The organism is Sphingopyxis sp., from assembly GCF_051861155.1.
Lineage (GTDB): Bacteria > Pseudomonadota > Alphaproteobacteria > Sphingomonadales > Sphingomonadaceae > Sphingopyxis.
Map to the genome: position 1 here is coordinate 118,978 of NZ_JBHYDE010000006.1, position 26,289 is coordinate 145,266.

The 26,289-nt window shown below is 66.2% G+C and carries 22 protein-coding genes and 1 tRNA gene; 6 read left to right on the forward strand and 17 right to left on the reverse strand.

All coding sequences use genetic code 11. The features are described from left to right. Positions 1-66: 66 nt before the first annotated feature. From ACTIFP_RS12210 to ACTIFP_RS12225, 4 genes are read right to left on the reverse strand one after another with little or no spacing between them, the layout of a single operon-like run. Complete coding sequence (locus tag ACTIFP_RS12210; RefSeq protein ID WP_439568978.1) at positions 67-549, reverse strand: GNAT family N-acetyltransferase; 483 nt, start codon at positions 547-549, stop codon at positions 67-69. After that, complete coding sequence (tsaB, locus tag ACTIFP_RS12215) at positions 546-1,175, reverse strand: tRNA (adenosine(37)-N6)-threonylcarbamoyltransferase complex dimerization subunit type 1 TsaB (protein ID WP_439568979.1); 630 nt, start codon at positions 1,173-1,175, stop codon at positions 546-548. Before tsaB ends, ACTIFP_RS12210 begins: the two co-directional genes overlap by 4 nt. Before the next feature lie 19 nt (positions 1,176-1,194). Further along, a complete protein-coding gene (locus tag ACTIFP_RS12220) occupies positions 1,195-1,788 on the reverse strand; it encodes a malonic semialdehyde reductase (protein ID WP_439568980.1) in 594 nt (197 codons plus the stop codon). Between the two features lie 38 nt (positions 1,789-1,826). Then, the gene (locus ACTIFP_RS12225; RefSeq protein ID WP_439568981.1) at positions 1,827-2,402 is read right to left on the reverse strand and encodes a NifU family protein; all 576 of its coding nucleotides are present in this window, start codon (positions 2,400-2,402) and stop codon (positions 1,827-1,829) included. A gap of 62 nt (positions 2,403-2,464) precedes the next feature. On the opposite strand from ACTIFP_RS12225, the gene ACTIFP_RS12230 reads away from it, so the two are divergent. Continuing rightward, positions 2,465-3,337 (forward strand): hypothetical protein, encoded by an 873-nt coding sequence (locus ACTIFP_RS12230; RefSeq protein ID WP_439568982.1) that lies wholly within the window; start codon positions 2,465-2,467, stop codon positions 3,335-3,337. Positions 3,338-3,354: 17 nt separating this feature from the next. Beyond that, positions 3,355-3,430, forward strand: a tRNA-Thr gene (locus tag ACTIFP_RS12235). 38 nt (positions 3,431-3,468) lie between these two features. On the opposite strand, the gene ACTIFP_RS12240 is transcribed toward ACTIFP_RS12235, so the two are convergent. From ACTIFP_RS12240 to ACTIFP_RS12260, 5 genes are all read right to left on the reverse strand, one after another. Further along, positions 3,469-3,894, reverse strand: a complete 426-nt coding sequence (locus tag ACTIFP_RS12240) for a VOC family protein (protein WP_439568983.1) — start codon at positions 3,892-3,894, stop codon at positions 3,469-3,471. A gap of 191 nt (positions 3,895-4,085) precedes the next feature. Continuing rightward, positions 4,086-5,168: an LLM class flavin-dependent oxidoreductase gene (locus tag ACTIFP_RS12245; protein ID WP_439568984.1), complete on the reverse strand. Its 1,083-nt coding sequence runs from the start codon at positions 5,166-5,168 to the stop codon at positions 4,086-4,088. Next, positions 5,165-6,070, reverse strand: a complete 906-nt coding sequence (locus ACTIFP_RS12250; RefSeq protein ID WP_439568985.1) for an aldo/keto reductase — start codon at positions 6,068-6,070, stop codon at positions 5,165-5,167. The genes ACTIFP_RS12245 and ACTIFP_RS12250 overlap by 4 nt, the downstream gene beginning before the upstream one ends. Positions 6,071-6,085: 15 nt before the next feature. Then, the gene (locus ACTIFP_RS12255; RefSeq protein ID WP_439568986.1) at positions 6,086-7,099 is read right to left on the reverse strand and encodes a LacI family DNA-binding transcriptional regulator; all 1,014 of its coding nucleotides are present in this window, start codon (positions 7,097-7,099) and stop codon (positions 6,086-6,088) included. After that, a complete protein-coding gene (locus ACTIFP_RS12260) occupies positions 7,099-9,120 on the reverse strand; it encodes an alpha-glucosidase (RefSeq protein WP_439568987.1) in 2,022 nt (673 codons plus the stop codon). Before ACTIFP_RS12260 ends, ACTIFP_RS12255 begins: the two co-directional genes overlap by 1 nt. A 202-nt stretch (positions 9,121-9,322) precedes the next feature. On the opposite strand from ACTIFP_RS12260, the gene ACTIFP_RS12265 reads away from it, so the two are divergent. Beyond that, positions 9,323-11,635: a TonB-dependent receptor gene (locus ACTIFP_RS12265; RefSeq protein ID WP_439568988.1), complete on the forward strand. Its 2,313-nt coding sequence runs from the start codon at positions 9,323-9,325 to the stop codon at positions 11,633-11,635. Positions 11,636-11,743: 108 nt separating this feature from the next. Here ACTIFP_RS12265 and ACTIFP_RS12270 read toward each other — a convergent pair whose 3' ends face one another. Next, positions 11,744-13,003 (reverse strand): MFS transporter, encoded by a 1,260-nt coding sequence (locus ACTIFP_RS12270; RefSeq protein WP_439568989.1) that lies wholly within the window; start codon positions 13,001-13,003, stop codon positions 11,744-11,746. A 179-nt stretch (positions 13,004-13,182) separates the two neighbouring features. Here ACTIFP_RS12270 and ACTIFP_RS12275 point away from each other — a divergent pair, with 179 nt between their 5' ends. From ACTIFP_RS12275 to ACTIFP_RS12285, 3 genes are read left to right on the forward strand one after another with little or no spacing between them, the layout of a single operon-like run. Then, positions 13,183-13,737: an NADPH-dependent FMN reductase gene (locus ACTIFP_RS12275; RefSeq protein WP_439568990.1), complete on the forward strand. Its 555-nt coding sequence runs from the start codon at positions 13,183-13,185 to the stop codon at positions 13,735-13,737. After that, positions 13,734-14,339, forward strand: a complete 606-nt coding sequence (locus ACTIFP_RS12280; RefSeq protein WP_439568991.1) for a 3,4-dihydroxy-2-butanone-4-phosphate synthase — start codon at positions 13,734-13,736, stop codon at positions 14,337-14,339. The genes ACTIFP_RS12275 and ACTIFP_RS12280 overlap by 4 nt, the downstream gene beginning before the upstream one ends. Then, positions 14,332-15,036: a putative sulfate exporter family transporter gene (locus tag ACTIFP_RS12285; RefSeq protein ID WP_439568992.1), complete on the forward strand. Its 705-nt coding sequence runs from the start codon at positions 14,332-14,334 to the stop codon at positions 15,034-15,036. The genes ACTIFP_RS12280 and ACTIFP_RS12285 overlap by 8 nt, the downstream gene beginning before the upstream one ends. Before the next feature lie 103 nt (positions 15,037-15,139). On the opposite strand, the gene ACTIFP_RS12290 is transcribed toward ACTIFP_RS12285, so the two are convergent. The 7 genes from ACTIFP_RS12290 to ACTIFP_RS12320 form a co-directional block, all read right to left on the reverse strand. Then, a complete protein-coding gene (locus tag ACTIFP_RS12290; protein WP_439568993.1) occupies positions 15,140-15,886 on the reverse strand; it encodes a FadR/GntR family transcriptional regulator in 747 nt (248 codons plus the stop codon). Between the two features lie 82 nt (positions 15,887-15,968). Continuing rightward, positions 15,969-18,857 carry a TonB-dependent receptor gene (locus ACTIFP_RS12295; RefSeq protein WP_439568994.1) on the reverse strand — a complete coding sequence of 963 codons (2,889 nt, stop codon included), beginning with the start codon at positions 18,855-18,857 and terminating at the stop codon, positions 15,969-15,971. 114 nt (positions 18,858-18,971) lie between these two features. Then, the gene (locus ACTIFP_RS12300) at positions 18,972-19,811 is read right to left on the reverse strand and encodes a rhamnogalacturonan acetylesterase (protein ID WP_439568995.1); all 840 of its coding nucleotides are present in this window, start codon (positions 19,809-19,811) and stop codon (positions 18,972-18,974) included. Further along, positions 19,811-20,563, reverse strand: a complete 753-nt coding sequence (locus ACTIFP_RS12305; protein WP_439568996.1) for an SDR family NAD(P)-dependent oxidoreductase — start codon at positions 20,561-20,563, stop codon at positions 19,811-19,813. The genes ACTIFP_RS12300 and ACTIFP_RS12305 overlap by 1 nt, the downstream gene beginning before the upstream one ends. Positions 20,564-20,575: 12 nt before the next feature. Then, complete coding sequence (locus tag ACTIFP_RS12310) at positions 20,576-21,859, reverse strand: MFS transporter (protein WP_439568997.1); 1,284 nt, start codon at positions 21,857-21,859, stop codon at positions 20,576-20,578. Next, the gene (locus ACTIFP_RS12315) at positions 21,856-24,018 is read right to left on the reverse strand and encodes a heparinase II/III domain-containing protein (protein WP_439568998.1); all 2,163 of its coding nucleotides are present in this window, start codon (positions 24,016-24,018) and stop codon (positions 21,856-21,858) included. Before ACTIFP_RS12315 ends, ACTIFP_RS12310 begins: the two co-directional genes overlap by 4 nt. Continuing rightward, on the reverse strand, positions 24,015-26,222 hold the full coding sequence (locus ACTIFP_RS12320; RefSeq protein ID WP_439568999.1) for a polysaccharide lyase 6 family protein: 2,208 nt from the start codon (positions 26,220-26,222) through the stop codon (positions 24,015-24,017). The genes ACTIFP_RS12315 and ACTIFP_RS12320 overlap by 4 nt, the downstream gene beginning before the upstream one ends. Positions 26,223-26,289 lie beyond the last annotated feature (67 nt).

Here is a 26,289-nt window from a genome sequence, read left to right on the forward strand (position 1 = left end):
AATATTGAAATTCTTGTTCCCTCCGGCCGATTATTGCCACTTTCGGCGCAATTCCGCAATGACAGATCAGCCCGCGCCTGTCCCAATTCCGATCCGCCGCATGGTAATGGCGTCGCGCATCATGCCGTCATTACCGCGATAATAAGCAGAACGCCGTCCGACTTCCGAAAAGCCGGCGCGCGCATACAGGTGAACCGCGTCATTATCGGCGCGCATTTCAAGGAAATACTCATCGGCGCCCTGCGCAGCGGCCCAATGCTGCCAGTCCTGCATCAGCAACCGGCCGATTCCCTGCCCGCGCCAGGCGGGATCGACCGCGAGCAGCAACAGCTCGCTTTCGGGGCCGGCGATGCGCGCCGCGGAGAACCCGCACGGCTGGTCGCCATCCCATGCAAGGCACACCCGCGCCGAAGGCAAGGCGAACAGGGTGAGCAGCTGTGCGCCGCTCCACGCCTCGCCATAGGCCGGAGCAAAGGCGGCATCCATCACGCGCATCACCGCCGCCAGATCGGCAACGCGCGCGGTGGCAAGGCGGATCGCGCCCGTCATGCCGCGCTTATCGACTTTGGCATCGGCTTGGCGTCGGGTGCGCGGCCATAAATCGGGCTGGGCTGGTCGAGCAGCGCCCCGGACGGCAGCCGCAGGAACGCGCGCGCGTCGGGCAGCACCGCCAGCGCCTGCCCGCTGCCACGCCGCGCGACAAAAGGCTCGGCACGGTTGCCGACGACCAGCGCGTCGTCGAGCGCCACGGCGTCTTCGGGCAATAGCGAGCGGACGGCGGCGCGCGGCGTCAGGTCGGCGGCAAAGGGCTGGACGAACCATTGGCCATGCCCGCCCTCCATGACGACGAGCGCGCCATCCGCGGCGGCGATCGCATCGGCCGCGCTCGCGGCAACCAGCGCAAGCGTCGAAAAGCCGTGGACCGGCACCTGCCAGCCGAGCGCGAGCGCGCGCGCCGCGGCGACCCCGATCCGCACCCCGGCAAAGCTGCCCGGGCCGCAGCCGACGACGATAACGTCGGCTTTGCCGCCGCCCGCCAGTTCGGCGATCAAGGGAACGAGCCGTTCGGCATGGCCGCGCCCGATCACTTCGTGGCGATGATCGACCACCGCGCCGCCCGCCAGCAGCGCCACCGAGCAGGCCTCGCTCGCCGAATCGATCACCAGATGGCGCATGCTATGGTGGACGCCTGGCTCAGGCGAGGCGGTTAAAGCGGGCGAAATCGGGGCGCGGGCTGCGCTCGAAAATCGTCGCCGGATCACCATAGCCGAGGGTCGTGATGAAATTGCTCTTCACGCTGGGCTGGTCGGCGAAAAAGGCCGCATCAACCGCGTCATTGTTGAAACCCGACATCGCGCCGGTGTCGAGCCCGAGCGCGCGCGCCGCGAGGATGAAATAGCCGCCCTGCAGACTGGAGTTGCGGAACGCCGTTGCCTTTGCCAGCTCATCGTTGCCCGCGAACCAGCTGCGCGCGTCGGCGTGCGGGAAGAGTTCAGGCAGATTTTCGTAGAATTCCAGGTCCATGCCGATGATCGCGGTGACCGGCGCAGCCAGGATCTTGGTCGCATTGGCGGGCATCGCGAGCGCCGCCAGCTTTTGTTTTGCCGCGTCCGACGTACACCAGATGATCCGCGCCGGCAGGCAATTGGCGCTGGTCGGCCCGAATTTCATCAGATCCCAGATCGCGCGGAGCTGCGCCTCCGACACCGGCTTGTCGTAATAGCCGTTATAGGTGCGCGCGGTGCGAAACAGCTGGTCGAGGGCGCTGTCGGATAGCGGCTCGCTCATCGGGCAATCTCCTGAAATTCACATGCTGACCCTGGCGGTCAGACGGCATGAACCGCCGTTACCTCGGGAACATAATGTTTCAAGAGCGATTCGATGCCATTCTTGAGCGTCGCGGTCGACGACGGACAGCCAGCGCAGGCGCCCTGCATCTTCAGATACACATTGCCCTTGTCAAAGCCGCGATAGACGATGTCGCCGCCGTCGTTGGCGACCGCCGGGCGGACGCGCGTCTCGATCAATTCCTTGATCTGTTCGATGATGTCGGCGTCGGCGGGGTCGTCGGCAAAACCCGCCTCATCCTCGGGCGGCACCGCAAAACCCGCGCTGGCGGCGTTGAACAGCGGCACGCCCGCGAGGAAATGGTCCATCAGGATGCCGAGCACGTCGGGCTTGAGGTCGCTCCAGCCAACGCCGGGCGCCGCGGTGACCGACACGAAATCGCGGCCGAAGAACACCCCGGTCACGTCGCCAATCGAAAACAGCGCGCTGGCCAGCGGCGACGCCTCGGCCTCTTCGGGGCTGGCAAAGTCGCGGGTTCCCGCCTCCATCACCGCGCGGCCGGGCAGGAATTTGAGCGTCGCCGGATTGGGCGTCGATTCGGTTTCGATCAGCATGGGGTGCATGTGGGGCGGAGCGAGGCTTTGTGCAAGCCGCCAGCGCGCGCTAAAGCCCGCCGATGCGCCGCTTTGCCCACTTTGCCGCCATCGACTGGTCGGGCGCCCGCGGGCCGCGGCAGCGCGGGATTGCGCTGGCGGTGGCCAGCGGCACCACCGCGCCCGAACTGCACCGGCCCGGCCATATCTGGTCGCGCGCCGAAATCCTGGCGTGGTTGCAGGATGTTGCGGCATCGCGCGCCGACATGCTGATCGGGTTCGACTTCTCGGCGGCTTTCGCCTTTGCCGACTGCGACGGCTATTTTCCCGAATGGGAGGAAAGCCCCGCCGACATTACCGGCTTATGGGCGCTCGTCGAACGGCTGGCGGCGCCCGATCCGCATTATGAAATCGGCGGATTTCTGGCGCACCCCGCAGCGCGGCGGCATTTCCGGCATGCACGGGGCGACGTCGGCGACCTGTTTGCGCCCGGCACGGGGCGGCTCAGGATCGTCGAACAGCATCAGCGCGCGACGAAACAGGCGGCGAGCGTCAGCAATTTCAACCTGATCGGCGCGGCGCAGGTGGGCAAGGCCAGCCTGGCAGGAATGCGCCTGCTCCACCGGCTGCACCCGCGGTTGCCGCTATGGCCGCTCGATCCGGTCCCCGCCGTTGGCCCGCTGCTCGTCGAAATTTATACCGGCGTCGCGGCGCGCGCCGCCGGAGTGGCGGCGGGGCGCAGCAAGATTCGCGACGGCGCCGCGCTCGACACCGCGCTGGGCGCGCTCGGGTCGCCGCCCGCGGGCCTGACCGGCACGATCAGCGACCATGCCAGCGACGCGCTGCTGACCGCCGCCTGGCTGCGCGCGATCGCGGGGGACGCGGCGGCGTGGTCGCCATCGCCCCTCACCGCCGCGCTCGCGCGCACCGAAGGCTGGACCTTTGGCATAATTTGAAGCAAGGAGCGCCCCACGCCGGCTTAGCTCAGTTGGTAGAGCAACCGCCTTGTAAGCGGTAGGTCGTCAGTTCGAGTCTGACAGCCGGCACCATAAGGCGAGGCACCACCCGCCACCGCAGGCACCGCCCCTCAATCCCGCATATATTGGGGCCAGAAGCCCGCGTCGGCTTCGATCTGTTCGACGACATCGATCATGACGCCCGCCGGATCGCGCGTCATAAACCGAAGCTGTCCCCACCGTTCCTGCGTCAACGGGTAGAGGATCGGCGCCCCCGACGCGGTCAGTCGATCATGGGCGGCAGCCGCGTCGGCGACTTCGATCGTCACGATCATGCCGCGCCCGTCGAAGATTTCCGGCCCCGGCGGGTTGGACGGATGGTCGGGCGACATGAACGCCAGCGTCGCACCGCGCGCGCCATCGTCGGCGTCACCCACCAGATACAGAAACCAGCTTGCTTCGAACGCGACGGCAAATCCGAAATGATCGATGTAAAAATCCCTGACCGCGGCGAGTTTGGCCGTGGTGATCAAGGGATAGAGGTCACGTATTTTCATTGCCATTGTCACTCCTGGTCGGCGGGGTCGTCAATGCCCAGCCGGCTCACAGGAGAGCGCGCGCCGCGGCATCGGCGCGCGGCCTACGCGACCGGAGCGCCGCGGTTCAATTACCAGCGGGGTATAGTTCCCGCGGCGATGGGGTACCGGGCTGCCGGACCACCCTCTAACCCGCCGCCGCCGGGACGCGATCAATCGATGGTCAGCGGGCCATGCTCCAGCCGCGGCAGCACGTGCCGCGCGAACAGGTCGCATTCGGCCGCATGCGGGTAGCCGGAGAGGATGAAGGCATCGATGCCCGCGGCCTGATAGGCGCGCAGCTTGGCAAGAACCTGGTCAGGATCGCCGACAATCGCGGCGCCGCAGCCCGAGCGCGCGCGGCCGATGCCGGTCCACAGATTATCCTCGACAAACCCGTCGTCGCCCGCCGAGGCGCGCAGCTCGGTCTGGCGCGCGACCCCCGCGGTCGCGGTGTCGAGCGATTTCTGGCGGATCGCCTCGCCCACCCCGGCGTCGAGTTTGGACAGCAAGCGACCCGCATAGGCGCGCGCCTCCGCCTCGGTCTCGCGGACGATGACATGGGCGCGGTAGCCGAACTTCAGCGTGCGCCCCTTGGCCGCGGCGCGCGCGGTCAGATCGCCGACGACGTCCTGCACCTTGTCCATCGTGTCGGGCCACATCAGATAGACGTCGGCGGCTTCGGCCGCGGCCTCGCGCGCAGCGGGGCTGAGTCCGCCGAAATACAGCGGCGGGCAACGACCCGACTGCGTCGTCATCCGCGGCGGGTCGAGTTCCAGATCGTAAAATTCGCCATGGTGCGACAGATGCTGCCCCGACAGCATCGTCTTCAGGATCTTCATCACCTCGACCGTGCGGGCATAGCGCGGTTCGCTGTCGAGGGTCTGGCCCGGCAGGTCCGACGAGATGATGTTGACGGTCAGCCGTCCGCCCAGGATGCGGTCGAGCGTGGCGATGCGCCGCGCCAGCTGCGGCGGCCAGTCCTCGCCGATCCGCACCGCCATCAGCAGCCGCATCCGGTCGAGGAACGGCGCGATCGCGGCGGCGAACACCGTCGTATCGAGCCCTAGCTGATAGCCCGAGGGCAGCAATATATTGTCGAAGCCGCCCTTTTCGGCGGTCAGGACGATGTTGCGGCAATGCTCCCAGCTCGATTGCAGCATCGGATCGGGCTGGCCCAGAAATTCATAATCATCGTCGCACAGCGCCGAAAACCAGCTCACCTCGCACGGACGATACGCTTCACCCTGGGTCATGGCAGTTTCTCCCCGCGTGCCGCGACGAACACCTCATACCAGCTGGTCCGCGTCCAGCGGACGGCAAAGGCGTCGGCGGCTTCGCCGATCCGCGCCACATTCTGCGTCCCGACGATCGGGATCGGCCGCGCCGGGTGCGCCATCAGCCAGCTATACGCCGCCGCGGTGCGGCCGACGCCATGCGCCGCAGCGACGGCGTCGAGCGCCGCGACGACCGCGCGTTCGCGCTCGTTCGTCGGATCGGCGAGGCGGCCGCCGCCCAGCGGCGACCAGGCGAGCACCGCCATGTCCATCTGCAGTGCCTGATCGAGTTCGCCATTTTCGAACGGCGCGATGCGCAGCGGCGACAGTTCGGGCTGGGTGCTGGCGAGCGGGACATCCAGGAAATGCTGGAGCGCCGCAATCTGCGCCGGGGTGCAGTTCGACACGCCGACGGCGCGGATCTTGCCCGCCGCCTGCGCTTTGTGCACCGCCCCCGCGACTTCCTGCGGATGGGTCAATATGTCGGGGCGGTGGATCTGCCACAGGTCGATGACGTCGGTCTGTAGCCGCCGCAGCGAGACGTCGATCGCCTGCTCCAGATAGGCCGCGCTGCTGTCGTAGGGCAGCGGCGGCATGATGCCGCCCTTGCTGGCCAGCACCATGCGTCCGCGCAGGCCGGGATCGGCGGCGAACAACTCGCCGAGCAGGCTTTCGGCGTCGCCAAAGCCGCCGCGACCGTCAAAGCCGTAGATGTCGGCGGTGTCGAACAGCGTGATGCCGATGTCGAGCGCCGCATCGACGAGCTGGCGCGCGGCGCCGGCGGGTCCGGCGAACCGCCACATCCCCCAGGCGAGCGAGGACACGGTGATGCCGCTTTGGCCCAGGGCGCGGGTGGTCGGGACGGCGGGAAGGTCGCTCATATGCCAGTGTTTTCCTTATGGGGTGGCGGGATTGCGCGCGAGCACCGAATCGCGCTCGACAAGGTCGTGTTGCAGGCGGCGGTGAACCAGATTCTGCCCGGTCAGCAGCAGGTCGGTCGCGGTGTGCGCCAGATCGAACACCGGCTGGCGGATCGTCGTCAGCGCAGGCCATACCATCCGCGCCAGCGTCGTGTCGTCGAATCCCGCCACCGACAGGTCATTTGGCAGATCGAACCCGGCGCGGTGCGCCGCGGCCAGCACCCCCGCCGCCATATCGTCGTTCGCGGCAAAAATGGCGGTGGGCCGATGCGGCATCAGCAGGAACCGCTCGCATGCCGCATAACCGCTGTCGAAATCGAACAATCCGTCGGCGATCATCTGCGGTTCGAAGGGCAGCCCGGCGCGGTCGAGGGCGCGGCGATAGCCGAACAGCCGTTCGTCCGACGCCATATGATTGGGATGCCCCTTGATAAATCCGATGCGGCGGTGCCCCATGTTGATGAGGTGGGTGGTCATGTCGTCCGCCGCCTGCGCGTCGTCCATGAACACCGACGACGTCATCGCATGATTGGTGCCGGGCGAAATGCGGACAAAGGGGGTGCCGAGCTGTTCCAGCGCCCGCAGCACCGGGTCGCAATCGGTCACCGGCGACGACAGGATGATGCCGTCGACATGCGTTTCGCTGACCAGCCCGCGCACCTGATCGCCGACGTCGGGATCGTCGACATCGACCGGCTGGCCGAGCAGGCGAATGCCGTCCTGATGGCAGCGCGCCCAGCACCCGGCCTGGATCTGGTTGATATAATAGGGGCTGTGATTGTCATAGATCAGCGCGATCTGCGCCGATTTGGTCCCGGCCAGGATGCGCGCCGCAACGCTGGGGCGAAACTCGAGATCGCGGATCGCGGCTTCGACCTTTTCGCGGGTATCCTGGCTGACATAGGGGTGGTCGTTGAGCACCCGGCTGACCGTTTTGACCGATACCCCGGCGCGCGCCGATACGTCGCGGATGTTGCTGCGCTGGCTCATCAAACAAGCTCCCCCCGGTGCGCCGACAGTGACTGGAACAGCGGTGTAAAGGCGCTGGCCGTCCGATAAAAGACCGGCGGTGCGCCAAAAGGCGCCGCAACTGTGCACCGTCCGCCCGCCATCACGTCGCCGGTCCACACATGAACCCATGTCTCGCCTGCGGGGATCAGAACCTCGCGGTCCATACGGCCTTCGTGGATGATCGGTGCGACCAGCAAATCGCTTCCGAGCAGATATTGATCCTCGCAGCCATAGCAGGCGTCGGTCGGATAATGCAGGAACAGCGGCCGTTGCACCGGCAACCCCCGATCGGCGGCCTCGTCGCACAGCGACCGCAGATAGGGGGCGAGCGCCGCGTGGACACGCGTCATCGCCGCGAAATGATGCAGAATATCGTCGTCGCTCTCGATTTGCAGATTGTCGTCGGGGCGGTTGCCCTCGTGCGTGCGCATCACCGGCGAAAACGCCCCGAGCTCGGCCCAGCGCTTGAGCAAGTCGGCGGTGCGGACCAGCCCGTGGAGCGAGGTGTAGCCGCCGACGTCGCTGTGGCTATAGGCGTTGCCGACCAGCCCCGCCGACAGCGCGGCGGTGATCACCGTGCCGATGCCGTCGTGGCGCGAAAAATCGACGCACTGGTCGCCCGCCCACAGCAAGGGGCAATGCGCCTGCACCCCCGCATGCCCGGCGCGCATGAAAAACAGCGCATCGCCGGTCAGCCTCTTCGCCGCGATCGCCCGCGCGTTGACCTCTGCCCACAGCACCGGCCAGCGGTTGTGCGCCAGCATCGGATCACTGCCGTCGTGAAGCCGCAGGTCGGTCGGCAGATATTCGCCGAAATCGGCCATCCAGCCCATGATACCAATGTCCAGCATCTCGCGCCCGATCACCCGGTCGGCGAACCACGCCGCCGCCGCCGGATTGGTAAAATCGACGATAGCGCAGTCGAACTCGCCAAAGTCCACCAGATAGGGATCGTCGCTATCCTGGCGCAGCGCCAGCAACCCCAGCTCGCGCGCTTCGGCGAACATCCCGCCGTCGATCGCCAGATAGGGGTTCACATAGCCCAGAAAGCGGATGCCCTGGGCGCGCAGCTGCGCGATCCGGTCGGGCAGATCGGGGTAGCGCGCCGCGCTCCAGTGCCAGTCCCAGAACAGGCGGCGGCCAAAGCTGGTTTCCCGAATGCCAACCCAATCCTCGCACCACAGGCCGGAAACAACGGCACCCGCGTCGCGGATGCGTTGCAGCCGGTCGAAACTGTGGGCGCCCTGCTTCAGCCCGACGATCGCGCCCTCCAGCGCCCAGCCGGGCAATTTCGGTTGCCGACCAAAGCGGTCTGACAAAATTCCGACCAACGTCGGCAGGCTGTCGGCGAACGTGAACTCGATCCGCCCGCGCCCTTCCCACCATTCCACACGGTTCACCGCGGGGTCGGTAAAGTCGAGCGCCGCATAGGCGGTGCTGGTCAGGTGGCACGCATAATGGTGCGACGACAAAAAGGTCGGCTGCGGATAGTTGGTCGTCCAATAGTCGCCGCCCGCCATGCCCTCGCGGTCCATGATCCGGGTCAGTTCGCGATCCTTGTCGCGCCCGACCCCCGGCTCGCTGGTCCAGATCGGAAAGCGGCGGCCGTTCAGGCGAAGATAGCTCATCTGCTCGCCGCCGCCCCAGATGTGTTCGTCCGGCGGCGCGGCGAGATCGACGGTCAGGCGGTTGCAGGCCGGGTCGTGGCTTTCGATGTCCAGCGCGAAGCCGCCTTCAAGGGGGACGAGCGTGAGCGTCAGGTCGGACGCCGCGCCCGCATGGGCGCGCAGTTCGACGCGGCCCGGCGTCACATCAACCAGCGACAGCGGCGCGAGCGCGCGGCGCCGGTCGTCCATACGAAAATTGCCGCACACCATGACAACATCGGGATCGCCGACGGCGGCGGCGATCCCGGGGGCGGCGGCGCGGTGGCGCAGCAGCGTCATCGCCCCCGCCACCAGGTCGAAACCGTCCGCTTGTGCTCGAAACTCCGCCTTCACGGTCGCTTCCTACCCCTCATCACCAGCTTGCTATCGCACCACAGAGCCCGAAAACAGGCCATAAAGCGCCGATGTCGCCAACAGGGTCTATATGACACCGCTTGACATATCAATCGCCATATTTCATCTCGGCATCCGACGAGAGGCCAACAGGCCGCTGCCCACCATCGTTCAACGGGCACCAAATTGGGAGGGATATGACATGAATCGCGCATCCGGAATCCGTCTTCGCGGTCGCCGACTCCGGCTGGCCGGATCGGCCTCGCTGCTCGCGCTCGGCGTCACCGCGCCGGCGCTTGCCCAGGTCGAAGAAATCATTGTCACCGCCCAAAAAGTCGAAGAAAATGTGCAGGATGTGCCGATTTCAATTACCGCCGTCACCGGCGACCGGCTGATCGAAAGCGGCACCAGCAGCCTCGAGAATATCGGCGATCTTGTCCCCTCGGTCACCTTTCGCAAGGGCACGACCAGCGCCAACAGCGCGATCATCATGCGCGGCGTCGGCACGATCACCTTCTCGGTCGCTGCCGAACCCAGTGTGTCCACCGTTGTCGACGGCGTCGTCCTGAGTCGGTCGGGGCAAGCGTTCAGCGACCTGCTCGACATCGACCGGATCGAAGTGCTGCGCGGACCGCAGGGGACGCTGTTCGGCAAGAATGCGTCGGCCGGCCTCGTCAATATCGTGTCGACGGGCGGCACCGACACGCTCGAAGCCGATTTGCGCGGCGAATATTATGAAGGCAGCGAATATCGGGTCAAAGCGTCGGTTTCGGGGCCGCTCGCGCCCGATCTGTCGGCGCGCGTCACCGGCTTTTACGGCAGCTATGACGGCAATATCCGCAACGTCTTTTTCGATACCGACGTCAACGGTTACGAACATTATGGCGCGCGCGGCATCCTCGATTACGACGGCGACGGCGCGCGCATCCGCGTCATCGCCGACTATTTCAAGGCCAATGACGATTGCTGCGCCGACGTCACCGGGGTCAGCCGCGGCGCCGTTCTCGACGCCGAACTGGGCTTTCCGGTCGCGCTCGGCACCGACCAGCGCACGGTCAACCACAATCTGATCACCCGCACCCGTGACAAGCAGTGGAGCCTGACCGGCAATCTCGACCTCGACGTCCCCGGCGAGCATGTGCTGAGCGTCATCCTCGGCTATCGCAACTGGCAGAATACCGAAATTCGCGAGGGCGATTTCCTGCCGCGCGCGATCGTCGGGACGAACGAGCTGCACGACAACGGCTTTGTCGAAACCGATCAGATGTCGGCCGAAATCCGCCTGTCGTCGGATCAGGCGATGCCCTTCTTCTATCAGGTCGGCACCTTCATCTGGCATTCGAACAACCGGCAGGATTTCACCCGCCGCGACATCGTCTGCGCATCATCGACGCTGCCGCTCGCGCCCAGCGGGGCACGGCCGTGCAACCTCAATGATCCGGTCAACACCACCTATCCCACCGCGACGTCGGCGAGCGACGTCAACAGCAACAATTTCGCGGTGTTCGGCCAGGCAACCTATCGCCTGACCGAGCAACTCAGCCTGACCGGCGGGCTCCGCTGGACGCGCGATACGCTGAGCTATACCCACCGCCGCGCTCCCGGGATCAACGCCGCCACCGGCCTGCCGCTCTCCGGCCCCGGCGTGTCGGGCAACCCTGCCGGCGGCACGATCGCGGGCGGCGGCACCGGGCTCAACACCTCGAGCGGCAGCACCCAGAACAACAATATCTCGGGCAAGGCGTCGATCCAGTTCGAACCGACCGACGACCTGTTATTCTATGGCAGCTTTACCCGCGGCTATAAGGGGCCGGCGTTCAACATCTTCTTCAACTACACCGCGCCGACCAACGCGGTGCCGATCGATGAAGAATCGTCCGATGCCTATGAAGTCGGCATGAAATCGCAATTCTGGGATCGCCGCATCCAGTTTAACGCGGCGTTGTTCCAGGCGACCTATGACGGGTTCCAGGCGAACAACTTCGTCCTGTTGAACGGCCAGATCATCACCAATCTGACCAACGCCGGGACGGTGCGGACCAAGGGTTTCGAGGTCGATACGGTCATCGCCCCGGTCGATGGGCTGACCCTGCGCGGCAGCGTCGCCTATGCCGATGCCAAGGTGCGCCGCTTCAATCCCAATCCGCTGACCAACGCCCCCGACGCCCGCGACGGGACGCGGCTGCCGCTGGCTCCGAAGTGGAGCTGGAACGTCGGTGCCGATTATGAAACGCCGATCGGCAGCGCGCTGAAATTCTATGCCGGGACCAGCTACAGCTACACCGGCAAGCAGTTCTCGGACCTGGGCGAAGGCGGGCCGCTCGACAGCTACGGCATCTGGAACGCGTCGGTCGGGTTCAGCGACGCCGAAGACCTCTATCGCCTGACCTTCCACGCCCGCAACATCGGGGACAAAAGCTACGCCCTGCTGAACGTCGGCAATGGCCAGCGCTATCAGATCCCGCGCGACGCCGACCGCTATTTCGGGGTCAGCCTGAGCGCCAAGATCCGCTAAGCCGCGCGGGATCAGCCAACGCAAAAAAGGGGCGCCGCGGGATAGACCGCGGCGCCCCTTTTTTATTGGCCCATTTTAACGGGCGGCGGGCCGCGCGACCCGCCTTCCCTACGCCTCCTCGCTGTTGACCACGACCAGCCGCGGCTGCATCAGGTGGATCCAGCCCAGCGCCAACAGATAGGCGCTCGCCGACATCACGAACATCGGCGCATAGCCAAGCCCGGTGTCGAGCGCCCAGCCGGTGAACTCCAGCATCGCAGCGCCCGACAGATTGCCCGCCAACGCCCCCATCGCGATCACGCTGCCGACCTGACGCGCCGGGACGATGTCGGCGGTCATGCCAAAGATGTTGGTCGAAAAGCCCTGATGCGCGAACAGCCCCAGCCCGATCACCAGCGCCGCGGCCCATTGGTTCGGCGCCACCAGCGCCAACGGCAGCGGCAGGATGAGCAGCGCATAAAAGAACATCGACGATTTGCGGGCGCGGTTCTCGCTGAGTCCGCGGCTGAGCAGCGCCGGAAACAGAAAGCCGCTCGACAGCGCCCCGGCCGCCGCCATGACATAGACGATCGCGGTCGGATAACCGATTTCGCCCTGCCCCAGCGAAAATTGCCGGGCAAAGAAATCGGGGGCCCAGAACAGGATGAACCACCACACCAGGTCGGTCAGCGTCTTGGCGCCGATGACCGCGAGCGTCCGCCGATCCTTGATCAACAGGCGCCATGGGTCGGCGCGCTCCTGCGGCGCATCGGTCTTCGCCGGCGTACCCACCGGGCGCAGTTTTGCAGTGCCGAGCCACCAGAAGAACAGCCACACAAAGCCCAGCGCCCCGGTGATCAGGAACGCCGCCTGCCAGCCGAGCGCCAAGGCCAGCACCGGCACCGCCAGCGGTGCGAGGATGGCGCCGATGTTCGACGCGCTGTTGATGACGCCCAGCCCGACCGAGCGTTCCTTGACCGGCAGATAGGTCGCCGCCGCCTTGATCGCTGCTGGGGTGTTGACCGATTCGGCGACCGCCAGCGCGACGCGCGCCGCCACAAATTGCTGGACGCTGGCCGCCGCCGCATGCGCCATGCCGGCGAGGCTCCATACCCCGACCGCGAGGCCATAGCCCCAGCGCACCCCGACGCGGTCGATGAACCAGCCGACCCCGAGCAGCGAAAAGGCCGCCGCGACCTGGAACGACGAGCCGAAATGGGCGAAATCCTGATCGCTCCATCCGAAATCGGCCTGCAACATCGGCTTGAGCAGCGCCAGCACCTGGCGGTCGAGATAATTGAGCGCGGTCCCAAAGAAGATCAGCGCGATCAGGCCGATACGAATGGCGCGCTGCGCGGCGTCGGTCGCGGATGCGGTAGTTTCAGCCATATCGGCCCTCTCTCGTCAGGGTCGCACGCTATGCGCTGCGCGTCGACCGTTCCAGCCCAATTAGGACTTGCGTTACGCCGTTTCACGGGCCTAGAGAATCGTATGACACCGCGAGACATAAGGCAAGCCGCTTTGCCGTCCGCATCCCGCCGCAGGCATCGAACAGAGGAGCCAAGCCCGTGAGGTCCATCGTTGCGCTCGGCGGCACGCCGCGCCCCGGATCGTCGACCGAGAAGATCCTGGAAATCTGCTGCCGCGCCGCGGCGGCCGAGGGTGCGGTCGTCACCCGCTTCGACGGCGCCTATATGAGCGCGCTGCCCTATTATCGCGGCCCGGGCCACAGCGATCAGGCGGGCGCCGAAATGGTAGCCGCGGTGCGCGACGCCGACGGGTTGATCATTGCGTCACCCGGCTATCACGGCAGCATTTCGGGGCTGGTCAAGAATGCGCTCGATTATTTCGAGGATTTGTCGACCGACGTCCGGCCCTATTTCCATGGCCGCCCGGTCGGGCTGATCGCCACCGCGTTCGGTCATCAGGCGGCGATGAGTACTTTGTTGACCCTGCGCAGCATCACCCATGCGCTGCGCGGCTGGCCGACGCCGATCGGCGCCGCGATCCGCACCACCCCCGAAACCTTTGACGATCTGGGCGAAATTCTCGACGTTGGGGCGCGGATGCAGCTGGAACTGGTCGGCAAGCAGGTCGTCGGAGCGGCGGGCATCCTGTCATGACCGCCCCCGGCGACAGCGAGCTGGACGCCATCGGCCAGCATCTGGCGGACGGCGGTCTGGTCATCCTGGCGGGCGACGCGCTGCGCCATGGCGACCTCGACTTTGCGATGGCGGCGAGCCGAGTGACGCCGCAGGCGATCAATTTCATGGCGCGCCATGGCCGCGGCCTGATCTGCCTGGGGCTGACCCAGCCGCGGGCTTGGAAACTGGGGATCACACCGCAAAACAGCGGCGAAGGCGGCGACAGCGGGCGGCCGTTCGGGGTATCGATCGAGGCGCGGCATGGCGTCGAAACCGGCATTTCGGCGCATGATCGCGCGCGCACTATCGCGGTCGCCATGGCACCCGACGCGCGCGCCGCCGACCTGGTCAAGCCCGGCCATGTCTTTCCGCTGATCGCCGATCCGGGCGGGCTTGCGGTGCGACGCTCGACGCTTGAGGCCGGGATCGCGCTGTGCCGGCGTTTCGACCTGGGCGAAGGCATCGTGCTGTGCGCGATCCTGCGCGACGACGGCACGATGGCGCGCCGCGCCGATATGGAAGATTTCGCCGCCGAGCAGCGAACGCCGATCGTCGACATCGGCACGCTGGGCTTTGAATAGCGGCGACGCATTGGAAAGCGGCAGCGAGCGGCGCGGTATCGGCGCCGACCTGTACGGCGAAATCTGGCTCGCCGAACGACAGGCGGAAGCGGCGCGCTGGTCGGTCAGGCCGTGGCTGCCCGGCCTTGGCATCGTCGCGATCGCCGGGGCCGCCGCCGCTTGGCTGGCCGACCATTATGCCATGCCGATCATCCTCGCCGGGCTGCTCATCGGTCTGGCGCTCAATTTCCTTGCCGCCAATCCGCGGCTGCATCCGGGCATGGACCTGTGCAGCACCGCCGGCTTGCGCTGGGGCATAGTCCTGCTGGGGACGCAGGTGACGCTGGCGCAGATCGCCGGGCTCGGCGCGGCGAGCTTTGCCGCGTTGATCGCGATTGTCGCGCTGGTGATCGCGGCGGGCGTGCTGGGGGCGCGGCTTAGCGGCAACAGCGCGCTGGTCGGGTTGCTCGCGGGCGGCGCCACCGCCATCTGCGGCGCGTCCGCCGCGCTCGCCATCTATGCGCTGATCGCGCCCGCGCCGCCAGCGAACACCGGCGCCTTGCCGGGCGCGGCGCCGTCGAGTGCGGCGACCCGCAGCACCGGCCCGGCGACGCGCTCGGCACCAAGCGTTTCGATCAGCGGCGGCGGGATGCGCCCCACCTTCCAACCCAGCACCGGTGCGCCGAGCGCGGCGATGAGGCGCTGCTGGATCGCATAGGCCTCGGCCAGCGTCGCGGGAACCGGATCGGGAAAGGCCGGCAGCGCCTGGCCCGAAAGCCGCGCAGCGAGCAGCGCCGCAACCGGGTCCGGCGCTCCCGTCATCAGGCGAGCTTGGCGCTCAAGAGATAGCGTTCGCGGCTTTCCGCCGATTGCCGACGCAGTTCGACCAGCGCGCGTTCCTCGGTCTCGTCCAGCATCGATTTCAGCAGACGGTTGAAATGGCAGCGCATCGCAAGCCGTGCCCCAGCCGCGTCGCGGTTACGCAATGCGGCGACGACGTCGGCATGTTCGGCCTGCCGCGCCGCCCCGTCCTTGCGGCAGACAAGCGAATGGCTGCTCCGCACCTCGGGCAATTCCATGCGCATCCGCCACAGGCTTTCGATGACATGGATGATCGCCTTGTTGCTCGATGCCGCGGCGATCGTCATGTGAAATTCGCGGTCGATTGCGCTGATTTCCTCCTCGCTCGCGTTTTCGTCGGCCATGGCTTTCAGCAAATCCTCAAGCTTTTCGAGCGTTTCGGTCGATATGGTCGGCGCCGCGAGCGCCGCCGCCTCGGCCTCGAACAGCGAGCGCGCTTCGGTGAGTTCGAAGGCACTGACCTTGGGCAGGATCGCATTGTCGCCGGGCAGGATCGCCTCGACATAGGCGCCCGCGCCGGTGCGGATGTGGATCCAGCCCGTCGCCTGCAACGCGATCTCGGCCTCGCGGATCGTCACCCGGCTGACCTCGAACCGTTCGGACAGCTCGCGCTCGCCGGGCAGCCGGGTTCCCGGCGGAAAGGTTCCGTCGAGAATCTGGCGCCGGATCGTGTCGGCGACATCTTCGAAAAGGCGGCGTTCGGCCATGGTCAATCTTCTCCCCACGCAGGCGTCAGGAAGTCCATACAATCCGGTATGACAAGTTTGAAGCCCATGACCAAAACTAGTTTCAGATCCGCGCCCGGATGCCGACGAAATATTTCGCGCCATAATAATGATACTGACGGCTGCTGCCATAGACGGGCATGTAGGTCGCCTTGGGTTCGTTGAAGATGTTCAGCGCCTCGAAGCGCAGCGAGACGCCGGGCATCAGATTGAGCGAGGCGCGGAAATCGACGGTTTCGCTGGGCCCGACATAACGCAGCTGGCTGTTGCCGCCGACGAAGTCCTGAAAATAGCTCGACCGGTAATTGTAGATCGCCTGCAGCGACACCGGCCCTAAGTCGTAATAAGCCTGCGCCGACAGCACATGCTTCGAATAACCCGAGAGGTTCGCGGGCGGGATGATGCCGGCGCTGACCGTATCGGTTTCGGGGTCATAAACCTCGCCGAGGCGGATGTCCTGCGTCTCGAAATTCGAATTGGCATAGTTATAGCTGACCTTGGCGCCCAGCCCGTCGAGCGGTTTGGGCAGGAAGCTGAAGCGCGTCGCCGCAGTCAGTTCGAGCCCATAGATGCGCGACTTGTCTGGGCTGTTGCGCGTCTGCGTCACCGGGATCGTCACCGACTGGCCGTCGATCGTGAAATCCTCGTCGAACACGACGGGCTGAAAACCGCCGGTGAACTGCTTGTAATAGACCGTTGCCGACAGCAGGCTGTCCTTGTTCGGATACCATTCGAACGCCAGGTCGGCGTTCCACGACATCAAGGGTTTCAACCGCGGGCTGCCGTTGGCGGTGATGTTGCGGATCGCATCCTCGACCGAGGTGAAGCTGGTGCCGTCCTCGAGCAGGATCGCCCGCCCGGCGCCGAGCGCGCTGGGGTTGGGACGCGACATGGCGCGATAGGCCGCGGCGCGGATCAGCGTGTCGGGCGCAACCTCGAAAATCGCATTGACGCTGGGCAATATGCGCGTGTTGCTGCTCTTGATCGTCACCGTCTCGAAATCGCTCGACGCGACAAGGCGGATCGTCCCGTCGGGGTTGGTGACGATGCTGAGGTCGCTGCGTAGCCCGTCGGAGGTGACGTCGGTCTTGACGACGCGGACGCCAACATTGCCGCGCACCGGCATGCTGCCGAGGTCGCCGCCATATTCGGCCATCACATAGCCTGCGAGGGTGCGTTCGGTGACGTCGCGGTTGGCGACCGAGCGCGTATCGGCGGGAAGGCCGGGGTCTTCGCTGCCCATATATTCGCGGAACAGGCAGTCGACGTCGAAGGTCGCCCAGCTGTTGATATTATTGCCCTTGGCCGCCGACAGGAAATTGGTCTGCGGGAAGGCCTGGCGGCACAGATTGTTGATGCGGCGATCCTCGGCCATCGCCGGGTTCAGGTTAAAATCGCCGTTGCGCACATCATAGTCGCGGTACGTCAGATGCGACCAGCGGCCGCCCGCCGACAGCGATTTCAAAAAGCCGTCCAGTTCGTAAGTCGCGTCGACGCGCCCGGCGTAAATCTCGTTGCGACGCTTGCTTTCGTCGCGGCGAAAACGCGCGTCGTCCCAGAAGAGATTGTGGTTGTTGAGGTTGAAGCGCGGATCGATCGTTATCGTCGGAACGAAGCTGCCCGGGGTGATCGAATAGCTATAGGGAACGCGCATGTTGTTCGCGGCAAAACCGTTGCCGGTAACGCTGAAGAAGTTGCGGACATTGTTGACGTCGAAGGGATCGGTGCGCAGGCGGACGTTGCGCTCGATCTCGGTACGGATCGTGCGCGAATAGCTGCCGTCGACCGACAGGGTCAGCCGGTCGGTCGGCTGCCATTCGACCGACAGCCCGCCGCCCAGATATTCCTCCGCCCGCGACAGTTCGGACCCGTTGGATTCGAGCGCCGAAAGGCCGTTCAGGCTCTGGACGATGCCGTTTTCGTCAAAGACGACGTTGGTCAGACCGAACCGGCCTTCGGAAATATTGAGGTCGCGGCGGCTCTCGACAAAGGTGCGGTCCGAATATTGGACGTCAAGATTGACCTCGAGCGTGTCCGACGGTTGCCACTGGATCGCGCCGAACGCCGCGTCGCGCTTGTCGGTTTCGCTGATCTGGCGAAAGGTATAGGCGTTGGGAACGAGGTAAAACGCGCGGTTCTGGCCATATTCGGCGCGCGTATATTCGTCGCAATTATTGTTCGCGACGACGGGTGCGGCCTGGCACGCGGTCCAGGTCGTCGACGCGGCATAGGTTTCTTCGGGATTGTTGGTGTCGTTGCGCTGGATGCCGATCGCGATGCCGATCGTGTCGTTCGCGAACTGGTCGACATAGCTCAGCGTGCCGCGCCAGCCGATGCCGCCGGCGCCACCGGTGATGCGGTCGCCATAGGGGTTGAACTGCGCCTTGATCTCACCCTGCAGGCGCCGTTTGCCGAAATCGAGCGGACGCAGCGTGCCGATCTCGATCGTCCCAGCGACACCGCCTTCGACCAGGCTTGCCTGCTGGGTCTTGTAGATCTTGATATTATTGACCAGCTCCGACGGGAACTGGTTGAAATTGACCGAGCGATCGCCGCTGCCGTTCGTCGCGTCGCGGCCGTTGAAGGTCGCGTTCGACAGGAAGGGGCCAAGCCCGCGCAGCGCGATTTCGGACGCGTCGCCCTTTTCGCGGTGCGTCGTCGCGCCGGTGATCGTCTGGATCGCCTGGCCGACCGAGATAGCGGGGATGTCGCCGATGTCGTCCGACGACAGCGCGTCGACGATCGCCGTTTCCGCGCGTTTGGTGTTGATAGAATTCTGGATCGTCTCGCGGATGCCGGTGACGATGATCGCATCCTCTTCCGCCTCGGCTTGCGGCGCGACGGGCGCGTCCTGCGCCATCGCGGGCATGGCGGCGACCAGCAGCGCCGAACCGACACCGGCCAGCAAGGCAGCACGCAGGCTGCGCGCACGGATCGGATTGCGAGAATTCACGTCATCTCTCCCTGAATATGATTCTGTTCTGACCAATGCTGTCAAGCATGGCGGCAATTTTGTCAACAATTGTGTATGGCAAATTGGTTAGTCCAATTTGCCATACACGCCGCGTCAGCGGACGAGCTGGCTTCGTAGCCCCGGCACCGCGCGCGCCAACGCCTGCGTCACCAGCTGCGCGGTGACCTCTGCCCCAACGTTGCCGAGGTGGGTGTAGTCGAACTTGCGCGTCACCTGCCCGCGTGCGCCTTCGCCGGCGATCGGCGGGGGTTCGGGCGGCGCCGGGCGCGCGGTCAGCGTCGTGCCCGCCTTCGCCGCGGCCAGTTCCTCGGCGGTCGGCGGCTCCTGCGCCAGCTTGGTCGCCAGCTCGGCGCCCATCTCTTCCGCCTGCGCCGCGCTGAGCGCGTTGAGATCGACCAGCGGCACGTCCATCGCCCGGGCGACGCCGCGCACCTGATCGGACCAGCTGGCGAGCGTATTCTTCAGCTTGCCGTCCTTGAACTCGCGGCGGGTCAGCGGCGTCACCAGCACGGGCGTCGCACCCGCGGCCCTCACCTGCTCGACAAAGCGGCGGAGGTTCGCGGGGAACTCGGTCGCCTGTTCGGTCCAGCGTTCGGGGCGCGACGACTGGTCGTTGTGCGCGAACTGGATCAGCACCCAGGTGCCGCGATAACCCGGCACCTTCGCCTCGGCGAGCGCGATGTCCCACCCGCCTTCCTGCCGATAACTGCGCGTGCTGCGCCCGCCGCGCCCCGCATTGAGACACGCGACCGCCGATTTGACGTGATGCGCGCAGAACGCCCCGCCCCAACCGCTGTGCGGCGCCATCGTCGAATCACCGACGAGGATGATCTTGTACGGTTCGAGCAGCGGCGCATCGGTTCGCTCGCGCTCCTGCGCCTGCGCCCCGCCGACGAACAGCGCCGCTGTCGCGGCGGCGACCAGCCAGCGCATCAGGAGAAGCCCAGCCCGCCGTTCACGTCGAGGCAGACGCCCGCGAGGAAGCTCGCCGCCGGTGACGCGAGATAGACGATGGTATCGGCGACCTCGTCGGGATGGCCTTCGCGGCGCAGCGGCGTGTTGCCGGCGACCGCGGCGCGGCCTTCGGGTTTCGAAAAGATGTCGTGGAAGCTGGTGCCGATCAGGCCGGGGCAGACGGCGTTGACGCGGATGCCCTGCGGCCCCAGTTCCTTCGCCATCGACCGGGTGTAGGTCATCAGCGCGCCCTTCGCGGTCGCATAGACCGACGCACCGGGGCCGCCGCCGTCGCGGCCCGCGAGCGACGACACATTCACCACCGCCGACCCTTCGCCGAGGAAGGGCTGCGATGCCTGGAGGACGAGGAACGCCGATTTGAGGTTGAGCGTCATCACATGGTCGAAGAAATCCTCGTCCATCTCGCTCAGCGTCTTGCGCGCCACCATGCCGCCCGCAAGGTTGACGAGGATGTCGAGCCGGCCGCTGAAGGCGACGCCGACCTCTGCGAGCATTGCCTTGACCGCGCTGCTGTCGGTCACGTCGGCCTGGATCAGAAAGGCGTCGCCGCCGGCATCCGTGATGGCCTTGAGCGTGTCTTCAGCCGCCTCGCGGCCGCTGTTGTAGTTGATCGCGACGCGGACGCCGGCGCGCGCCAGCGCGATCGAGACCGATCGGCCGATGTCGCGGCCGCCGCCGGTGACGAGCGCGGTTTTCCCCTGGAGAGTCATGCAATTTGATCCTTAAGCTTCGGTGTTGGCAGGTTTGACGGTGACTGGTGCGACGCGGCCGCCGACCAGCCAGAAACAGAGGAAGGAAATCGGCACGATCGCCGCAGAGAGCGCGAAGATCGGCGCGTAGCTGGTCTGGGTGAGCGTAGGGACCAGCCAGGTGGTGATCAGCGTGCCCGCGACCGCGGCGGTGCCGCTGATCCCCGCGAGGCTGCCGACCGCGCCACCGCCGAAATAATCGCTGGGCAGCGTCTGGATGTTGCCGATCGCCATCTGGAACCCGAACAGGATGCACGCGATCAGCAGCACCGCATTGAGCGGTTCGCTGGCGCCGATGGTGAACAGCAGCGACGGCAGCATGATCGCGCAACCGATCCCGATCGTCGTCATGCGCGCCCGATGCACGCTGCCCCCGCCCCCGATGATCCGCCCCGCAAGCCAGCCGCCGAACAGGCTGCCGAACATCGCGCCGACGAAGGGAACCCAGGCGAAAAGCCCGATCTGCTTGACGTCGAAACCAAAGGTTTCGGCAAGGTAGATCGGCAACCACGACACGAACAGCCACCACACGGGGTCGAGAAAAAAGCGCGACAGGATGACACCCCAGCTCTGGCGATAGCGCAGCAGTTCGCCGAGCGGGATGCGGCGGCCGTCGTCCTGCCCCGCCTCGGTACGGCCCGACAGGATATAGGCGCGTTCCTCGGCGCTGATCCCCGGATGCGTGTCGGGATCGGCCTTGTAGAACCAGAGCCACGGAACGAGCCAGACGAAGCCGAGCACGCCGATGAGCAGGAAGGTGCCGTGCCAGCCGAACTGGACGAACAGCAGCGCGATCAGCGGCGCCGAGACGATGCCGCCGAGCGACGCGCCGGCGTTGAAGATACCCTGCGCCAGCGCGCGTTCGCGCGACGGAAACCACAACGCGTTCGCCTTGGCCGCGCCGGGCCAGTTGCCCGCCTCGCTGACCCCCAGCGTCGCGCGCAGCACCATCAGCAAGGGCATGGAGCGTACAAAGGCGTGCGCGGCGATCGACAGCGACCAGATGACGATGGAGATGGTGAAGCCCATCCGGGTACCGATCGCGTCGAAGATGCGCCCGAACAGCGACTGGCCAAAGGCGTAGAAGATCATGAAGATCGTCACCAGCAGCGCATAATCTTCCTTGGTCGCGCCGATGTCCTTCGATACTTCGGGCCACATCACCGCGAGCGCGTTGCGGTCGATATAGTTGATCACCGTGGCCAGCGCGATAAGCGCGATAACGCACCAGCGGAAGCGGCCCTTGATATTGCTCATTTCTTCGCTCCGGTCTTGGCGAGGTCGAGGCGGCCGACGGGGCCGGTCCATGCCAGCGTGCGGCCCTCGACCGCGATGCTGTGTTTGGCATCGGCGCCGACATCTTCGGCGACCGCCAGCGCGATGCGCCGCCCGTCGACGAGGGTGATCAGGACCAGGTCGATGCCCTTTTCGCGGCGATGCGCCATCGCCGCCACGCGCGCGCTGCTCGCGACCACCGTTTCGGCCGACGGGTCATAGGCGCCGTGCGGTTCGAGCAGGCTGACGAAAGTCGCGTCCGCGGCACCGTCGACGCGCTGGATCAGCGCGGGTTCGCGACGCAGGTTGAACTCGGGATCGTTGGCGCCACTTTCCGCAATGATGTAGCGCGCACCCGCGGGCGGCAGCATGTGGTAAGAATAGAAGCGGCTGCCCTGCATCCACGTCAGCCGCGCCTTGCCCGCCTTGCTCCCCTCGCCGTCGACCCACAGATGCTGATAGCCATTCGCCTTGCCCAGCACCGGTCGCTCGGCAAGCTTGCGGTCGAACGCGATGTCGCTGTCGATGACATGCCCCGAAAAATGCAGCGGCAGGTCGTAACGATGCCTGCCGCTGCCAGCCCCCCGGAGGATGTCGAGGGTAAGCGGGTTGGCGAGGCCATCGACCTCGACCAGCAACAGCGCGCGGCGGATTTCGACTTGCGGATAAGCGCCGCCGATCGCGCCGATCGCGTAGCGGGTCGGGCCTTCGAGCGCCGCCGCGAGCTGCCGCGTTGGTACTTTTTCTCCGGCTTTCCAGTCACCTGCAAAGTGGCTTTGTTCATCGACGACAAGCGTGTTGTGCGCGATCGTCGCGCTCGCCCAGCTGTCGTTTTCGGGCAGGTAGCGCCCGCCGCGCTTCGCCTCGACATTCAGGAAGCGCGCCGCGCCATAGTCGGTCACCACCGCACCGGTCTCGTCATAATAGAGCCAGCCGAGGCGGTCGAAATGGCCGTGACCCATGCCCTGCACCGTGTTCTTGGCGACGAGCAGCGGGCCGGTCGGATCGGCTTTGGTCCGCAGCAGGACGAGCGCGCCGCCCTTGCCGTCGGGACCGTCGGACAGCAGCCGCGAGCCGAACGGCCAGGGCTTCGCCTTGCCCGCCGCCAGCTCGGCCGCCATCGCCTGCCCGGCGGGCGTCAGCACCGTCCGCCCCTGCCCTTCGGCGATCGACAGGAAGGTGGGATCCTTGGTGGCGCCATAAGCAATCGCGACGGCGTGATAGAGTTCCTCGGTACGCAAGCTCTTGTCGGGCATTGCGTCGTTGATCGGCAGGAAATAACCGTCGTGGGTGACGTCGATCGCGGTGCGGATCGCCTTCAGGACGACGCCGTCGCGATAGGCGAAAATCTTGCGCTCGGGATCGTTCGCCGCGATCGCCGCTGCAAACACGACAAAGGGTTGCAGCGCATAGCGTTGATAATAGGGGCCTTCGGCATAGTAGCCGTCGGGCGAAAAGAGCAGATCAAGCTGGCGGAGGAAGCCGGCCTTGCCGCTCTTGTCGAGCCCGAGCAGCGCCTTGTCGACGAGGTCGCGGTCGCCGAGCAGATAGCCCGACAGCCCGACGCCCGCCGCCGCCCAAGTCGCGTGATTGTGGATGCGGTTGATCACCTCGGGCGACCCGTCCGACAGGAAGCGCGCCATCGGGCGGATCACCCGGTCGTCGATCCGCTGGCGGTCGGCAGCAGACAGCGACGCCCGGATCTCGGCATAGCCCTGCACCGCGTTGACGAGGAAGACGCTGTCGTTGAGGCTTTGCCAGAACAGGCGGCCGGGAACCTGGTTCGATGCCGCGGGATGCGGCCCGAGCGTAGGATAGAGATCGGCATAGGCAAGGAGCAGGTCGCGGACATGCTCGCGATAGCGGACGTCGCCGGTCAGGCGGAAGAGCTGGCCGCCCTCGAAGATCGTGCGATAATTGCGCTTGTGCTGTTCGTGCGTGAAGCCGCCGCCGGGATCCTTTGGCACCGGGACGTTGATGCCTGCCTTGATCGACGCCTCGACGCCCGCCTTGGCGCGCTCGATCTCGGTAGCGAACAGTGGCGCGAACGCCTGCGCCGAAGCGCCTGGCGGGGTCTGCGCCGAAACGGGGAGGACCGGCAGCGTGGCCGCTGCGAGGAGAAGTGCGATCGTACGAGTCATGGCCGCGCCTCCACAACATTGCCGATCAGCTGCCCGCGCGGCGGACCTTTCCACGCAAGCTCTTCGATCCGCGGCCCCGGGGTCGCGGCAAAGGCGTTCGCGGCGATCCGCGTTTCGGGGGCGCCGACCGAATGGATGACGAGGATGCCGTCCGATCCGGCAAAGCTGTTCCGCGCGATGTCGGCGTGCTGGACGCCCGACAGGCGCAGCGATGCGCCGTCGCGGCCGCTGCCGCTGACGCTCGATCCGGTCATCGCGAACCACGGGCCGAAAGTGCTCTCGTCGCTGCCCTTGCGCAGCAGGTCGGCGACCATTGCGACGCGCGCGAAGCGGCTGCCGCTGATCGTCAGCCGCTCCATCGGATACCAGCCCTTCGGTTCCTGTTCGGCGGTCGCGGCAACGACGACGCCCATCTCGGCGAAATCGCTGTTTGTGATCGCCACATCCTCGGCAAAGGTGCCGGGCGCCATGGCGATGCCGTCCAGGCGTCCTCGACCCGGGCCGCGCACCGAAACGCGGTCGAGCGTGACCGCATAATTGGGCGCAACGCCGCTGCCGACCGCGATCAGCGCGCCGTCGCCCGGCGCCGCTCGCGCGTCGACCGCCAGATTTTCGAGCCGCAGCCCGCCGCCCCCCTCGATCCGCGCCAGGCTCGACGCGACGCGCAGCACAGGCTGCGCATCCCTCGCCCCCGCGATGGTCAGCCGGTGGCGCACCGCCAGCGGCGCAGCGACGTCATAGGTGCCGCTTGCGAGCGCCAGCGTGTCGCCCGCCTTCGCATTCGCGACCGCCGCAGCGAGCGAGGCACCCGCCGCCACCGGGCGGGTTGCACCGGCGCCGAACGCGGCTTCGGCGGCGTTGCCGCGGTACCAGCTGGCGCCGACCTCCCCGCGCGTCACGGGTTTCAGATCGCGCGGCGCGCCAACCGCGGCAAGCTTTGGATCGGTGGGATAGAGCAGGCCATTGGCGGCGCGTTCGAGGGCGACGTCGCGTTGCGCGACGCCCGCGGTCAGCAGCGGTTTTGCAACCCGCGCCTCGACATTGCCGGCCAGCGCGATGCCGCCGATGTCGCCTTCGGCGCGAAACGGGTCTTCGCCCCTGGCGCCGACGATCAGGTTGCGCTCGAACTTGCTGGCGACCGGCGCCGCCGACCGTTCCGCATCGGCACCCGCGGCCAGGGTGATGCGCGCGCTGTCGATGATGCTGTTGCCCTCGATCCGCGCGTTTGCGACCTGATGGTAACGGTTGATCACCGAATTGGGCACACCGTTCATCACGCTGATCGCGCTCTTGAACGAGGTGCCCGCGAGCCCCTCGAAATAATTGCCCCGGACGATCTGGTCGCGGTTGATCACGCGGACGCCGCCGGTGTCGGCGACGTTCTTGCCGAGGAAGATGTTGCGTTCGACCAGATTGCCGTTGCCGTGGCGCAGCACAAAGGCACCCTGCGCCTCCAGCACCAGATTTTCGCGCAGGATATTGCCGCCTGACTTGACCGAGACGATCTCGACCTCGCCGCTCGTGCGATCGAAGATATTGCGTTCGACGATGCTGTTCGATGCCGACAGCGATTCCTCGCTGGTGCCGATGCGGATCGTCTCGCCGCCGTTCGAGCCGAGCGGCGGACGCGGACCGAAATAATTGTGATCGATGCGGTGGCGGTTATCGAGCGGATCGCCCGCGCGGCGGATCACCGCGAGCGTCACGCCGCTGTTCGTTTTGCCCTCGAAATGCGAATGATCGACGCGGTTGCCGGTGCCGTAGAGCGCGACCCAGATGTCCTCGGCGCGGCGGTCGGGCTTGCTGAAACCATCGATGACGACCTCGGTGACGCGCGTATCGCTCGCCAGCGTTTTCGAATCGCGGCGAAAGCTGATCACCTCGCTCGTCGGGCTGGCGCCATTTTTGAACACGAGGCCCGCGACGCGCAGGTGCCGGCCGCCGATCCGCAGGTTCGACTGGCCGGTGAGCAGCACCTTGCCCCTGGTCTGCGCGGTCAGCGTGATCGGCCTGGCGGCGGTGCCCATGCCGGTGAAGACGATCTGGAAATCGCGCCATTCGCCGTCGGCGAGGATGATCGCGTCGCCCGGCTGCGCCTTTTTCACCGCGGCCTTATACTGCGCCTGATCGGACACCAGCAGGTCGCGCGCAAGCGCCGGATGCGCCGTCGAGGCCAGCATCACCACCGTCAAAACCGCCCTCATCTGCACTGCGCCTCACCCTTTTTATGATTCTTGCCGACTGGACTATACAAGAGGTAGGACAATATCA